The sequence below is a fragment of the Allobosea sp. 01N443 genome, from assembly GCF_056399325.1.
This window is the reverse complement of record NZ_JBFTRC010000168.1, coordinates 1-13,640: the sequence shown is the minus strand read 5'-3', so window position 1 is coordinate 13,640 and position 13,640 is coordinate 1. Positions and strand designations below refer to the sequence as shown.

Annotated in this window: 12 protein-coding genes and 1 pseudogene; 5 read left to right on the top strand and 8 right to left on the bottom strand. The window is 64.6% G+C overall.

Translation table 11 applies throughout. The annotated features are described in order from the left end of the window. From AC1DRP_RS28505 to AC1DRP_RS28490, 4 genes are all read right to left on the bottom strand, one after another. A partial coding sequence (locus AC1DRP_RS28505; protein WP_476770223.1) for a hypothetical protein occupies positions 1 to 344 on the bottom strand: 344 nt, incomplete at its 3' end. 169 nt (positions 345 to 513) lie between these two features. Further along, positions 514 to 1,965: a phosphonoacetaldehyde dehydrogenase gene (gene phnY, locus AC1DRP_RS28500; protein ID WP_476770222.1), complete on the bottom strand. Its 1,452-nt coding sequence runs from the start codon at positions 1,963 to 1,965 to the stop codon at positions 514 to 516. Between the two features lies 1 nt (position 1,966). Further along, positions 1,967 to 3,220, bottom strand: coding sequence for a phosphonoacetate hydrolase (phnA, locus tag AC1DRP_RS28495; RefSeq protein WP_476770221.1), 1,254 nt, complete (start codon positions 3,218 to 3,220; stop codon positions 1,967 to 1,969). A gap of 11 nt (positions 3,221 to 3,231) precedes the next feature. After that, positions 3,232 to 4,377 (bottom strand): 2-aminoethylphosphonate--pyruvate transaminase, encoded by a 1,146-nt coding sequence (locus tag AC1DRP_RS28490; protein WP_476770220.1) that lies wholly within the window; start codon positions 4,375 to 4,377, stop codon positions 3,232 to 3,234. Between the two features lie 105 nt (positions 4,378 to 4,482). Here AC1DRP_RS28490 and AC1DRP_RS28485 point away from each other — a divergent pair, with 105 nt between their 5' ends. Beyond that, on the top strand, positions 4,483 to 5,376 hold the full coding sequence (locus tag AC1DRP_RS28485) for a LysR substrate-binding domain-containing protein (protein ID WP_476770219.1): 894 nt from the start codon (positions 4,483 to 4,485) through the stop codon (positions 5,374 to 5,376). Positions 5,377 to 5,379: 3 nt separating this feature from the next. Here the strand turns inward: AC1DRP_RS28485 and AC1DRP_RS28480 are convergent, their stop codons facing one another. From AC1DRP_RS28480 to rpiB, 3 genes are all read right to left on the bottom strand, one after another. Further along, complete coding sequence (locus tag AC1DRP_RS28480) at positions 5,380 to 6,225, bottom strand: EamA family transporter (RefSeq protein ID WP_441508262.1); 846 nt, start codon at positions 6,223 to 6,225, stop codon at positions 5,380 to 5,382. Beyond that, positions 6,222 to 6,956 (bottom strand): metallophosphoesterase family protein, encoded by a 735-nt coding sequence (locus AC1DRP_RS28475; protein ID WP_476770218.1) that lies wholly within the window; start codon positions 6,954 to 6,956, stop codon positions 6,222 to 6,224. Before AC1DRP_RS28475 ends, AC1DRP_RS28480 begins: the two co-directional genes overlap by 4 nt. Positions 6,957 to 7,114: 158 nt before the next feature. Then, a complete protein-coding gene (gene rpiB, locus AC1DRP_RS28470) occupies positions 7,115 to 7,564 on the bottom strand; it encodes a ribose 5-phosphate isomerase B (RefSeq protein ID WP_476770225.1) in 450 nt (149 codons plus the stop codon). Positions 7,565 to 7,997: 433 nt separating this feature from the next. Between rpiB and AC1DRP_RS28465 the strand changes: the two genes are divergently transcribed. Further along, positions 7,998 to 8,411, top strand: coding sequence for a hypothetical protein (locus tag AC1DRP_RS28465; protein ID WP_476770217.1), 414 nt, complete (start codon positions 7,998 to 8,000; stop codon positions 8,409 to 8,411). Positions 8,412 to 8,669: 258 nt separating this feature from the next. Here the strand turns inward: AC1DRP_RS28465 and AC1DRP_RS28460 are convergent, their stop codons facing one another. Further along, a complete protein-coding gene (locus tag AC1DRP_RS28460) occupies positions 8,670 to 9,620 on the bottom strand; it encodes a glutathione S-transferase family protein (RefSeq protein ID WP_476770216.1) in 951 nt (316 codons plus the stop codon). A 616-nt stretch (positions 9,621 to 10,236) separates the two neighbouring features. On the opposite strand from AC1DRP_RS28460, the gene AC1DRP_RS28455 reads away from it, so the two are divergent. The 3 genes and pseudogenes from AC1DRP_RS28455 to AC1DRP_RS28445 all read left to right on the top strand — a co-directional run bounded on the left by AC1DRP_RS28455 (position 10,237) and on the right by AC1DRP_RS28445 (position 13,620). Beyond that, positions 10,237 to 11,139 carry a formylglycine-generating enzyme family protein gene (locus tag AC1DRP_RS28455; protein ID WP_476770224.1) on the top strand — a complete coding sequence of 301 codons (903 nt, stop codon included), beginning with the start codon at positions 10,237 to 10,239 and terminating at the stop codon, positions 11,137 to 11,139. 139 nt (positions 11,140 to 11,278) lie between these two features. Next, positions 11,279 to 12,660 (top strand): annotated as a pseudogene (locus tag AC1DRP_RS28450) (sulfatase-like hydrolase/transferase). Between the two features lie 357 nt (positions 12,661 to 13,017). Further along, positions 13,018 to 13,620: a hypothetical protein gene (locus tag AC1DRP_RS28445; protein WP_476770215.1), complete on the top strand. Its 603-nt coding sequence runs from the start codon at positions 13,018 to 13,020 to the stop codon at positions 13,618 to 13,620. Positions 13,621 to 13,640 lie beyond the last annotated feature (20 nt).

The following is a 13,640-nucleotide window of genomic DNA, read 5'->3' as shown; positions in this document are numbered from 1 at the left end:
GCGATATCGCGCGCAGCACCGCGCATGGGCGGATCAGCCCGAGTGAGGGCCATCGATTTGGGCTTTGTCCGCCCGCGTGCAGCCGCGCCACGGCTACGCAGGAAGTCGATGGCAAATACCGCCAGTTGGGGAAGGACGTATGTTCCAAAGGAGTTGAAAAAATCTGGATCGCCGCCATCGGCCATTCCCAGACCGCCCAGCAACGTTGCGATGGTCAGTGAGAGCCCATTGGCGATGAACACGCGGGAGGTGGTGGTGAATCTGCGAATGAGCGCGGAGATGATCGTCGTCAGAATGACGGCCAACAGAAAGGCGCCGATGAATTGCCCGAACGCGATAGCCACGACAGTCTCCCCTGACCTAACGCAACCATACAGAGAGACCTGGGGCGTCCGCTAGCGGGGGATGAAGCTGGATTGTGGACGGCATGGCTGGCGAGCCGGCTAAATCCACGCACAGGCGGTCTGTTCCGGACGCGCACCGGACGATCGGCGCGCGTTGCGGCGGCGGAGATCAACTCGTCCAGGGCAGGGACCATGTCTTGACGTTGGTGAAGCTCTTCATGGCTTCGACGACGCCCTCCTTGTAGCCGAGGCCTGAATCCTTGATGCCGCCGAAGGGCGACATCTCGATGCGGTAGCCGGGAACCTCCCAGAGGTTGACGGTGCCGACCTCGAGCTCCGCGACGAAGCGCTGGATGTAGTCGAAGCGGTTGGTGCAGACGCCCGAGGACAGGCCATAGGCCGTCGARTTCGAGATCCGGATCACCTCGGCGATATCGTTCGGCACGCGGATGATCGGGATCACCGGGCCGAAGGTTTCCTCATGCACSAGCTCGCAGGYGTAGGGGATGCGGTCGACCACGGTCGGRTGGAAGAGCGCRCCCTCGGCCCGCTGGCCGTAGAGCACTTCGGCGCCTTGCGTCACGGCGTCGTCGACGCGGSCCTGGAAGAGCGCGGCCGAGCGGGCGTTGATGACGGTGCCGACATCGGTTGCCGGATCCATCGGGTTGCCGCATTTCAGCGTCTTCGCCTTCTCGACGACCAGTTTGGCGAAGGCGTCGGCGACGCTCTCGACCACCAGGATGCGCTTCACCGCGGTGCAGCGCTGGCCGGARTTCTTGGTCGCACCAGTGACCGCRAGCTCGGCCGCCTTGTCGAGGTCGGCATCCTCCATGACGATCAGCGGGTCGTTGCCGCCGAGTTCGAGCACGATGCGCTTGTAGCCGGCGGTATTGGCGATGTGCTTGCCGACCCGGACCGAGCCGGTGAAGGTCACCAGATCCGCATCGGGATCGGTGATCATCGCATCGCCCATGGTCGAGGGRTTGCCGGTGACGACCGAGAGCATCTCGGGCGGCAGGCCGGCCTCGTAGAGCACGTCGGCSAGYGCSAGCGCGGTCAGCGGCGTCAGCTCGGTCGGCTTCAGCACGAGGCGGTTATTGGTGGCGATCGCCGGCGCCAGCTTGTGGCTGACCATGTTGAGCGGGTGGTTGAACGGCGTGATCGCCGAGATCACSCCGAGCAAGGGCTGGCGCGTCGTGAAGATCTTGCGYGCCTTGCCGTTCGGCGAGATGTCGCAGGAGAACATCTCGCCATCATCCTTGATGGTGAGCTGGGCCGCAAAGGACCAGACGTCATAGGCCCGGCTCGCCTCATAGAGCGAATCCTTCCAGCACAGCCCGGCTTCGGCCGTGATCAGCCGGGCGAACTCGTCCTTGCGGTCGCGCAGCARCTCGGCCGTCTTCTGCAGGATCTGCTGGCGCTCATAGCGGGTCAGYGTCGGCTTGAAGGCGCGCGCCTTGGCGAAGGCCTCGCGGACATGCTCGGGCCGSGCCGCCGGSACSAGGCCGACGACGGAATTGTCGTAGGGATTGCGGACCTCGACCATGTCGTCGGTCGAGACGAGCTTGCCGGCGATCCGCATCGTCTCGCGCCGCACGGGCGGATTCACATTCGCGTTCATCTCAGCTCACCAGGTTGAGGGCGACGTCGAAGACGTCGAAATTGCGGAGCGTGCGCCCCTCCGGCACGGAGATCGGCCGGTTGGCGATCATCGGCACGCGCTGCTCGGTGATGCCGCCATGCGAGCGCAGCGGTTCGGTCAGCCCCGAGAGGTCGTGCCGATCCGGCGAGGTGCCGATCACCTTCGAGCGCGTCGAGACCACGACCACGTCGCCGATCCGGTCCGCCGGCAGCTCGAAACGCTCGCAGGCCTCGGCCGAGGTGACCGCGAGCGCGATGCCGTCGATGCCGGAGATGCGGGCCGCAACMTCGGTCTGGTCGGCGCCCTCGGGCAGATAGACCGTGGCGAAGGAGCCGAGCGCGCCGTGATGGACGACGTAAGGATCGGTGATCGGCAGGATCACGCGCATCGTGCCCTTGCCATACCATTCGTCCATCAGTGTTTGCAGATAGACTACGTCCGGCTCGCCATTGGGCAGATGCTTGTCGTTCATGCCGTGGTCGGCGGTGATGACGAGCGTGCAGCCGAGCGCATCGAGCCTGCCGACATAGCTGTCGAACATGGCGTAGAACGCGTCCGCCATTTCAGAGCCCGGCGCCGCCTTGTGCTGCACATAGTCGGTCGTCGAGAGATACATCAGGTCCGGCTTGAAGCTCTCCAGCAGCTTGACGCCGGCGGCGAAGACGAACTCGGAGAGATCGGCCGAATAGACCGAGGGGACCGGCATGCCGACGAAGCCGAGCACCTGATCGATGCCGTTCTCCGCCGTGTTGGCCTTGTCGGCCTTTTCCGAGGAGAAGGCGATCGCCGTGCCGCTGGTGAAATCGAGCCCCTTGCCGAGCAGGGTCCGCAGCTTGTCCTTGGCCGTCACCATCGCGACCTTGAAGCCGGCCTTCTGGAACTCCGCCAGGATGGTCGGCGCCCGCAGGAAGCGGGCATCGTTCATCATCACCTCTTCCGTGGCCTCGCGGTCGTAGAAGAAGTTGCCGGCAATGCCATGGACCGCCGGCGGGCGGCCGGTGATGATCGAGAGATTGTTCGGGTTGGTGAAGCTCGGGATCACTGAATAGGCATGCGTGCTGGTGCCGGCCCGCATGATCCGGTCGAGATTGGGCGTCAGGCCCTTGGCGCTGGCGGCCTCGATATAGGCCGGCTCCGAGCCGTCCATGCAGATCACGACCGTCGCACGCTGCGGCCGGGCATAGGCCCGCCCGTTCGCGACGATATCCGACCCGACCTTTGAATGCATGTTCATCATCTGCTCCTTCACGCCGCCGACTTCAGGCCGACGCCCATCTCGGCAAGCACGTCCGAGACCGTGGCGACGAAGGCCTTCATGTCCTGCGCGCCCAGCGCGCCGATACAGCCGATGCGGAAGCTGTCGGCGACGGTCAGCTTGCCCGGATAGATCACGTAGCCGGCGTCCTTCAGCGTGTCGTAGAAGCGCTGGAAGACGAAGTTCTTGTCCTGCGGCATGTGGAAGGTGACGATGATCGGCGCCTGGTGGTGGGCCGGCAGCAGCGTCCGGAAGCCGAGTTCCTGCATGCCCTCGATCAGGATGCGCGCATTGTCGGCATAGCGCTCGCCACGCCCGGCGACGCCGCCTTCCGTCCAGAATTCCTGCAGCGCCGCATGGAACGCGACGATGACATGGATCGGCGGGGTGAAGCGGTACTGCCCGGTGCGCTCGAAGGCGGCGTGCTGATCGTGGAGATCGAGGACCAGCGTGGTGGCGTTGCCCTTGGTCTCCGCCAGGGCGCTGCGGCGGGCGATGACGAAGCCGAGGCCGGGCACCCCCTGGATGCACTTGTTCGAAGAGGCGGCGACAGCGTCGAAATAGACCTCGCGGCTGTCGAGCGCCAGCGCCCCGAAGGCGCTCATCGAGTCGATCAGCAGGCGCCTGCCATGGCGCTTGACCAGCGCAGCCACCGCCTCGATCGGGTTGCGGATGCCGCTCGTCGTTTCGCAATGGACCACGAAGACATGGCTGATCGCCGCATCGGCGACGAGCATGCGATCGACCTCGGCAAGATCGGGCGGCATGTCCTCGGCCGTCTCGTGGGTGACGACATCGCGGCCGGCGATCTCGAGGATGCGCTTGGCGCGCTGGCCATAGGCGCCGTTGATCAGGACCAGCGCCTTGCCGCCGCGCGGCACGAAGCTCGTCAGCATGGCCTCGACCGCGAAAGTGCCCGAGCCCTGCATCGGCACGGTGACGAAGCTGCCCTCGCCATGGATGACCTTCGGCAGCTCATCCATCACGGCCTTGTTGATGCCGACGAAGGTGGCGTCCCGGGAGCCCCAGTCATGAACCATGGCTTCCTTGATCGCCTTGCTGGTCGTCAGCGGTCCGGGCGTCAGGAGGAGGGGATCACCGGTCTCGGAAACGGCGGGGCGGCGGGCTTGGGCCATGTCGATCTCGCTTGTGTCGTTGCAGCCGATGGCGAAACGGTAGGGCGAGATTTGACATAGCTCCAATACATCCTATCCATGCGATCCATAGAAAGGATCTATGGCATGGCGATCAGCTATTCCGGCCTGTCGGCGTTCCACGCGGTGGCGGAGGCCGAGAGCTTCACCGGCGCGGCCAAGGCGCGCCATGTCAGCCAGCCGACACTCTCGGCGCAGGTCCGCTCGCTCGAGGACGCCTATGGCGTGCGCCTGTTCGATCGGGCCGGCCGAAAGACCAAGCTCACCCCGCTGGGCCAGAGCCTCTTCGCCATCACGGCCCGGCTGTTCTCGGCGCAGGACGAGGCGCAATCGCTGCTTGCCGGCAGCCGGACGCTGCAGCGTGGCCATCTGCGCATTGCCGCCGACAGCGCCACCCATGTCATGGCCGCGCTGGCACGGATGCGCGAAAGCTATCCCGGCCTGACATTCTCGCTGACGATCGGAAATTCCTCCGAAGTGGTCGACCAGATCATGGATTTCGCCGCCGATGTGGCGATCACCGCGCGGCAGAGCTCGGATCCGCGCCTCCATACGGTGAAGCTGCGCGCTGACCGGCTGGTCGCCTTCATCGCCAGCGAGCACCGCCTGGCGCAGCATGACAGCATCCCGATCGAGGCCTTCGCGGGCCAGGACATCGTCTTGAGAGAACGCGGCTCGATCACGCGCGAGACCTTCGAGGCTCGCCTGTCCGAGGCGGGAATCAAGCCGGCGAACCTGCTCGAGGTCCAGTCGCGCGAGGCGGTGCGGGAGGCCGTCGCCGCCGGCTTCGGCATCGGGGTGATCTTCGAGGCGGAGTTCCGGCCCGATCCCGCGCTGAAGCGGCTGGTCATCACCGGCGCCGATTTCGCGGTCGGCGAATATGCGGCCTGCCGGGCGGAGCGCCGGCGCATTCCGCTGGTGCGCGGCTTCTTCGATACGGTCCAGGGACTCGTCGAGGCCGAGGCGACGATCGCGCGCTGAACTTTAGGCGAGCCGCATCAGCGCGAGCGCCGCGACGATGAAGCCGCAGGCGACCAGGCGCGATGCCTGCAGCGGCTCCTTCAGCCAGACATAGGCAATCACTGCGGCAAACAGCACGGAGCTCTCGCGGACGGCCGCGACAAGCGGGATCGGTGCGACCGTCATCGCCCAGATCGCGATCCAGTAGGCGCCGAGCGACAGGATGCCTCCGGCCGTGCCCTGCAGCCAGAACGGCCGCATCGCCGTCAGCGCGTCCCGTCCACCGCGCAAGGCGATATAGGCGATCAGCGGCGTGCCATTGATCACGAACAGCGCCGCCGAATAGGCGTGCGGGTCACCCGCCGCCCGTGCGCCGAGCCCGTCGACCAGGGTGTAGCCGCTGATCATGACGGCGGTCAGCGCTGCAAAACCGAGCGCCCCGGGATCGAAGGCAGCGCCGCGCCGGCGCCCGAGGACCGAGACCAGCATGATGCCGGTGCCGAGCAGGCCGATGGCGGCGAGCTGCGGCACGGCGAGGCGCTCGCCGAAGACGGCCATGGCGATCGCGGCGGTCAGAAGCGGGGCTCCGCCACGTGCAATCGGATAGATCTGGCTCATATCGGCGCGCCGATAGGCTCCGGACAGGCCGATATAGTAACCGAGATGCAGGATCAGCGAGGCGAGGAGCCAGGGCCAGGCCTCAGGCTTCGGCCAGCCCGTCACCAGCAGCACGGGGAGGGCGATAAGCCCGGACGCGAGCGAGATCATCGCCATGGCGTGGAGTGGTTCGAGCTTCACCTTGACGAAGGCGTTCCAGCCCGCATGCATCGCCGCTGCTGCGAGCACGGTGAGGAAGATCCCGAGGCTCACCGGCGCACGCTGCCTGTCGCCAGGGCATGGGCCCAGTCGTCGCGCCCGTTCTGCCGGGCGCGTGCCGCGGCTGCGTCCCAGTCATAGGCGATGGCGTGATGTTCGACCGTGATCGTGTCCGCGATCGTCACCAGCGCGAAGCGGGCATGCGGGCTTCCGCTCTCGGAGACATGGGCAGGCGGCGTCTCGTCCTCATAGGCCGGGTTCCCGACACTGCCGGGATTGACGACGACCATCCCATTGGACAACCGCAGGACCCGCGGCAGGTGGCTGTGCCCGCAGAGCAGGAGCGGCGCTTTCGCGGCGGCCAGCCGTGCCTCGACGGCGGCGGCCGTGTCGGGAAGGAGGCGGCCAGCCGCGACGGCTTCCATCAGATAGGCTTCATCGTCGCCGGGTGAGGCATGGACGCATTGCGCGCCGGCGGCGAACTGTTCTGCCGGCAGCGTGGACAACCAAGCGCGATCGGCGGCGTCGAGCCTGTCCCAGGCGAAGCGGTCGGAGCGACCGAGCCCTTCGGGCGAGGCTGCTCCCAGGGCGCGGTCATGATTGCCGCGGACGTGAAGCATCTCGGCCGCCCTGAGCCGCGCGACCGTCTCTGCCGGCCATAACGGGCCCGAGGCGCAATCGCCGAGATTGACGATCAGATCGGGCGAGGCGTGGCGAAGACGGTCCAGCACCGCTTCGAGAGCCAGCAGATTGCCGTGTATGTCCGCGATGACGCCGATGCGCATGGCTCACTCCGTGGCCGTCGAACCCCGGAGGCATCAAGGGTCGCGCCGCGCGCTTTACAGCATGCGGGACGCTTTGCCAGCGAAATGTTTTTGCGCGGATGCGGGTTAGAGACTCTGTTCAGGACGGTGGCCGTGTCGGCTCGGGGCGCGCGCGGGCGCTAGCCCTCCAGCGCCTCGATCATCTCGACCCGCATCGCATGCCGGCCGCCTTCGAACTGGGCGGAGAGGAACGCATCCACGATATCGAGCGCGAGCCCTTCGCCCACCACGCGCACGCCGATCGACAGCATGTTGGCATCGTTGTGCTGGCGGATCATGCGGGCTGAGAACGTGTCGGCGCAGACGCCGCAACGGATGCCCTTGACCTTGTTCGCCGCCATCATGATGCCCTGGCCGGTGCCGCACAGGATGATGCCGAACCGGCAATCGCCGGAGGCGACGAGCCGCGCCGCCGCTTCGCCCTGCCTGGGATAGGGTGTGCTCTCCGGCGTCGTCGGTCCGATATCGACCGCGACCCAGCCATGCGTCGCGATATGAGCGGCGATGGCCTGCCGGAGCGGAATGGCGGCGTGGTCGCTGGAGAGGACGATGCGGTTGCTGGCTGTCATGGAGACGGTATAGGCGGCCTCCAGCGAACGCTTCAAGGCTCTCATGGCCAAGCAGGGTGCGACGCGCATCTTCTCCTTGCACTGATTGATCGCAGCCGGACGCTGACGACCCGCTGCGGTGCCTGGGCCGAGGCGACGGCGGGACGATTGACGGTAATCGAGTTCGCTATCGCAAAGCGGGCTGCTGGCTTCCGTTCTCGGAGACATGGCGGCGAGGGGAACAACCGGTTCCGCCCTTCGTTGATTGGACAATGCAGTCTTTGGAAGCGTCGATGCTTCCCTTCAAAGCGACTGTTTGGCGACGCACGCGCAAGGAGACGGCTTGGCGCCTGCCGCAATCCAGCCGCGATTGGTTCACCCGCCATTCAACCGGGCGGCGCGAACCTGTCCTCAGCTTCGGGAGGAGGAGAGCCCGATAAAAGGAGATTCGATCATGATGTCCCTCAGGAAAACCGCCATCGTTGCGCTGGCTTCCGCGAGCGTGGTCACGGCGGGCTCGGCCGTGCCGGCCTTCGCTGGGCAAGCGCGTCCGGTCGTGGATGCCTCGCGGCTCGACAAGGCAGCGGCGGAATATTCGCAATATCGTTACCGCGGCTATCGCGGTGGCTATCGTGGCTACCGCGGCGGCTGGTATGGCGGCGGCCGTGGCGCAGCCGTGGCCGGCGCCGTTGGCCTCGGAATTCTGGGTGCCGCAGCGATCGCCGCGAACCGCCGCGCCTATGCTGACCCCTACTATTACGACAATGGTTACTATGCCGCGCCGGTCTATGGCGGGCCGGTCTATGCCGCGCCGGTCTACGGCAGGCGCTATTATGCCCCGGCGTACGACTACCGCGACYATCGCTGAGCGCTCGTTTGCCTCTCCCGCGCGCTCGTCCGGGCGCGCGGGGCGTCCCACCCAAATTTCGTTACGACAGCCGCGCTTCTCTGCCGCACATGGGGCGGGACATGACGCCACGTAGATGACTGCCTGCCGAGCCCGCAGCTGAGGGGCCGGCCTCGGCGTAGGCCAGCGTTTCGACATGGCCACGGGAAGAGCAATCAAGAACCAGAACCTTGGGCACGATGAACTGCTTGCGCGGTTGCCGGGGCTTTTCGTCCTCTTTCAGTAGCTTATCTCTGGGCCAAGGGGGACGATGCCGGTCGGATTGATCGTGCGATGGCTCTCGTAATAGTGGCCTTTGATGTGCTGCATATTCACCGTCCCGGCAACGCCGGGCAGGTGGTAGATGTCACGGGTGTAACGCCAGAGGTTCGGGTAATCGACAATGCGGCGCAGGTTGCACTTGAAGTGTCCGACATAGACCGGATCGAACCGAATGAGCGTGGTGAACAGGCGGATATCTGCCTCGGTCAGGTCGTCTCCGAGCAGATAGCGCCGTGCCTTCAGCCGCTCCTCTAGCCAGTTCAGTGTTTCGAACAAGGGCCCGATCGCTTCTTCATAGGCCTCCTGGGTTGTCGCGAACCCGGCGCGATAGACACCATTGTGGACGGTGTCATAGACCCGCGCATTGATCGCATCGATCTCCTCGTGCAGCGGCGCGGGATAGTAGGCCCCGGGCAATGCGCCGAGATGGTCGAACGCCGTTCCCAACATCCGAATGATCTCGGAAGACTCGTTGTTGACGATGGTGCCGGTCCGCTTGTCCCACAGGACAGGAACCGTGACCCGGCCGGTATAGTGGGGATCGGCAGCGGTGTAGACCTGATGCAGATACTGCGCGTGATTAACCGCGTCGGGAACGACCCGGGGGCCTGCCTGGAAGGTCCAGCCGCGTTCGAGCATCAGCCAGTGCACGACCGAGATCGGAACAAGCTCTTCCAATCCCTTCAGGGTGCGCATGATCAGGGTCCGGTGTGCCCAAGGACACGCCAGGCTTACGTAGAGGTGATAGCGATCAGGCTCCGCGGCAAAACCACCAGCGCCGCTTGGGCCAGCCGAGCCATCAGGCGTCACCCAGTTGCGAAATGCGCTGTCCTTCCGGATAAAGCGGCCGCCGGTTGACGATGTGTCGTACCATTGGTCATGCCAGGCACCATCTATCAGCAAACCCATCTCGGAATTCCTTCAAGATTGGCGTGGCAGCAATGCCTGCGGGTTCACCCTTCATTGAAAGGTTCGCCGTTTCGCGCCGCCCATGGAAGTGAGGTGGAGACTATCCATAATCGGCTGGGTGGCTGTTTTATCTTGGGCGCCTTCCACAGCGAATGGATCCTGCGTCCGGCCCTGACGAGGGCGGTGAATTTCGGTCGATGGCAGCCAAGCCATTCTGGCTATGGCAACAAACCCCCTGGGCAAGGAGAGGTGATCGGAGTTCATTCGCACACAGTAGACGCCCGCGAGAAACATCTCTAGCATGGGAGGCAATGCAGTAATTATTCTACAATTTAATTGTAACTCGTAATATCTAATTTTGATTATAGATTTGATTTATAATTTATCTTGTCATTTACTTGTCGTTTTCCTGTCATTTAATTGGATTCTAAAAATTACCTTGAAGTAAGTGCCGCGATTGTCTCGTGTTGTCATTCTCTGACTCTAGAACAGAATTGCTCCAATTCTCCAAAGAGTGCCTGCCATGCGTATCCTCGAAATCGCCGACGGACAGCCATCGGCCTCCCGCGATCAACCGCATGTTGCCCCCGATGCAGGAACAGCGCCGCCACCAGGCATGATCTCCATCCCCGGCGGCACCTTCCGCATGGGCTCGGACCGGCACTACCCCGAGGAGGCTCCGGCGCATCGCGTCACCGTCGACGGCTTCTGGATGGACCGGACCCCGGTGACCAACCGGCAGTTCAAGGAATTCGTCAGGGCAACGGGACATGTCACCTTTGCCGAGGTCGTGCCCAATCCGAAGGATTATCCCGGCACGCAGCCGCATATGCTCTATGCCGGCTCGCTGGTCTTTGCGCCGCCGACGAGGCCGGTCGACCTGCGCGACTGGAGCCAATGGTGGAGCCTGACCAAGGGCGCGAACTGGCGTCGCCCCTATGGTCCCGGCAGCAACATCAACGCCCTCGACAACCATCCGGTCGTCCATGTCACCTTCGCCGATGCGCTCGCCTATGCGCGCTGGGCCGGAAAGGCCCTGCCGAGCGAGGCGGAATGGGAGTTCGCAGCGCGGGGCGGGCTCGACGGCGCCGAATATGCCTGGGGGGAGGAGCTCACGCCCGGCAACCGACATCTGGCGAACACCTGGCAGGGCAACTTCCCGCACGAGAACAGCAACCAGGACGGTTTCGAGCGCACCTCGCCGGTCACCGCCTTTCCGCCGAACGGCTATGGCCTCCACGACATGATCGGCAATGTCTGGGAATGGACTGAAGACTGGTACTCCGCCCGCCATGAGGCCGACGCGGCGAAGGCCTGCTGCATCCCGGTGAACCCGCGCGGCGGGCGGGAGGGCGCAAGCTATGATCCGGCGATGCCGGAGATCAGGATTCCACGCAAGGTGATCAAGGGCTATCGCCCGGCCGCGCGCCATGCCGAGCCGGTCGATACCTCGACCAGTCATGTCGGATTTCGATGCGTCTGGAGACCACCGTCCGATCCAAAGCAGCCTGAGGAGTGAGGTCATGCCTGATTGCCTGCAGCTTGATGAAAGAGACAGTTCCACGGCCAGGGCGCTGGAGCGGTTCGGAGCCTGGCGCGAGCGCTTTGGCGCGGCGTTGTTCGGAGCGACTGCACTGACATCGCTCGCCTTCAGCGGGATGGCGGCGGCGCAGACGCAACCCGCCCCGACACCGGCACCGGCGGCGCAGCAGCGACCTAACATCATCATGATCGTGTCGGATGACACCGGCTACGGCGATCTTGGCCCCTATGGCGGCGGCATCGGCCGCGGCATGCCGACCCCTAATATCGACAAGCTGGCGGCGGAGGGAATGACGTTCTTCTCCTTCTATGCGCAGCCGAGCTGCACGCCCGGCCGCGCCGCCATGCAGACGGGCCGCATCCCGAACCGGAGCGGCATGACGACCGTGGCCTTCCAGGGCCAGGGCGGCGGCTTGCCCGCTGCCGAATGGACGCTGGCCTCGGTGCTCAAGACCGGTGGCTACAAGACCTTCTTCACCGGCAAATGGCACCTGGGAGAGGCCGATTACGCATTGCCCAATGCCCAGGGCTACGACGAGATGAAATATTGCGGCCTCTATCATCTCAACGCCTACACCTACGCAGACCCGACCTGGTTCCCGGATATGTCACCCGAGCTTCGGGCGATGTTCCAGCGGGTAACGAAGGGAGCCCTGTCGGGCAATGCCGGGCAGCCGGCGCGCGAGGAGTTCAAGATCAACGGCCAATATGTCGACACGCCGGTGATCAATGGCGCCGAAGGCGTGGTCGGCATCCCGTTCTTCGACGGCTATGTCGAGAAGGCGGCGCTCGACTATCTCGACCGCAACGCGAATTCGCCCGAGCCGATCTTCATGAGCATCAACTTCATGAAGGTGCACCAGCCCAACATGCCGCATCCCGACTACATCCATAAGTCGATGTCGAAGAGTAAATATGCGGACTCCGTCGTCGAGCTCGACGCGCGGATCGGGCGGATCATGGACAAGGTGCGCAGTTCCGGCCGTGCCAACAACACGCTGGTCTTCTACACCACCGACAACGGCGCCTGGCAGGACGTCTGTTCGGGACCGGCCCTTCGCCCCGCAACGAGTGGTTCTACTTCACCGAGAACGAGCTCTCTCCGGGTGCGGCACGCATCGGCAACTACAAGGCCGTCTTCAACCTGCGCGGCGACAACGGCGCCCCGACCGGCGGTCTGGCGGTGGACAGCAATCTCGGTTGGAAGGGCGCCGAGAAATATGTCGCCACCGTCCCGCAGGTCTTCGACCTCTGGCAGGATCCCCAGGAGCGCTACGACATCTTCATGAACAACTACACCGAGCGCACCTGGACGATGGTGACGATCTCCGAGGCCATCAACAAGCTGATGAAGACCTATGTGCAGTATCCGCCGCGCAAGCTGCAGAGCRAGAGCTATACCGGGCCGATGACGCTGTCCGACTATCAGAAATTCCAGAGCGTCCGCGACATCCTGTCGAAGGAGGGTATCAGCATCGCGCTGCCGTCGGGCAACTGAACACGGCCCCAGGTCGGCTGGCCGGGCCAGACGAGGCCCGGCCGAAATCGTCGCAGCAATGCTCGATTCAGGGCTCGATTGAGCCGACCCTTTTGAATCCGCATGCCCCTCGATGACGATCGTGCCAGCGGGGACAGATACGACGAGACGAACGATCCGAGGCGTCCAATTTCTGAGAGTGTTCATCCCCTTGACGGGTCGCAACTGGCCCGGATCGAGCCCGGCGACCGCCTCGTGGTGCTAGCCCGGACGATACAAGCGGATCCCGGAGCGGAAGCCGAGCTCGAGGACCGCGTCGTCGACTGGGCGCGTTTTGGGAAAACGTGCCTCGGGCAGGCGCTGTATCGGCACCGCTCCGTGTTTCGGAACGCTTCGGAAGCGGCTGTCTGGAGCCATCTCGAACTGAGCTACTTCCAAGATATCGTTCCTGCCGACGCCATTCGCGAACTCGTGGTCAAGCAGCAACCGCCGCAGATCCAGGTGCTGCGCGCGGAGATTCTCCTGACCACCCCCGCGGCCTTCGTCCTGCCGCGAAACTGGCAGGGCTCAGCCGATCGGCCCGTGCGGCTGGCGTCGCTGGAATATATCGAGGTGCAGGCTCCCTCTCTCGGCGAATACCGAGAGATCATGCGGAACTATATCGGGCCGGCTGCTGCGAAGCTCGTCCAGGCGAACAGGATTGGGACGTTCCGGACCATGGAGACGGCGGCCGTGCTCTACCGTGATCCGGCGCTGCGGATCGACTGGAACCAGATTCATCTCTGCGAAGTGGAGGCCGAGGGCTTCAACGGGTTCGGCCAGGAATTCGATGCCGCGCTCCGCGAGGTTTCGCCGGATGGCGGCTTTGCGGCCGTCTTCGCCGGCCTCGACCGCATGCGCACGATCCCCCGCTGGACCTTCAACGATCCCGTGGTCGAGGCTGACGCTGCGCTCGGACGGGTAGGCACGGCGGAACCATGAGCGGAGTCCGGCCCGGGACG

Excerpts from the sequence above, each read along its gene's own strand:
- AC1DRP_RS28490 (WP_476770220.1), bottom strand. The coding sequence starts at position 4,377 with ATGGCCCAAGCCCGCCGCCCCGCCGTTTCCGAGACCGGTGATCCCCTC.
- AC1DRP_RS28460 (WP_476770216.1), bottom strand. The coding sequence starts at position 9,620 with ATGGGTTTGCTGATAGATGGTGCCTGGCATGACCAATGGTACGACACA.
- rpiB (WP_476770225.1), bottom strand. The coding sequence starts at position 7,564 with ATGACAGCCAGCAACCGCATCGTCCTCTCCAGCGACCACGCCGCCATT.
- AC1DRP_RS28475 (WP_476770218.1), bottom strand. The coding sequence starts at position 6,956 with ATGCGCATCGGCGTCATCGCGGACATACACGGCAATCTGCTGGCTCTC.
- AC1DRP_RS28485 (WP_476770219.1), top strand. The coding sequence starts at position 4,483 with ATGGCGATCAGCTATTCCGGCCTGTCGGCGTTCCACGCGGTGGCGGAG.
- AC1DRP_RS28455 (WP_476770224.1), top strand. The coding sequence starts at position 10,237 with ATGATCTCCATCCCCGGCGGCACCTTCCGCATGGGCTCGGACCGGCAC.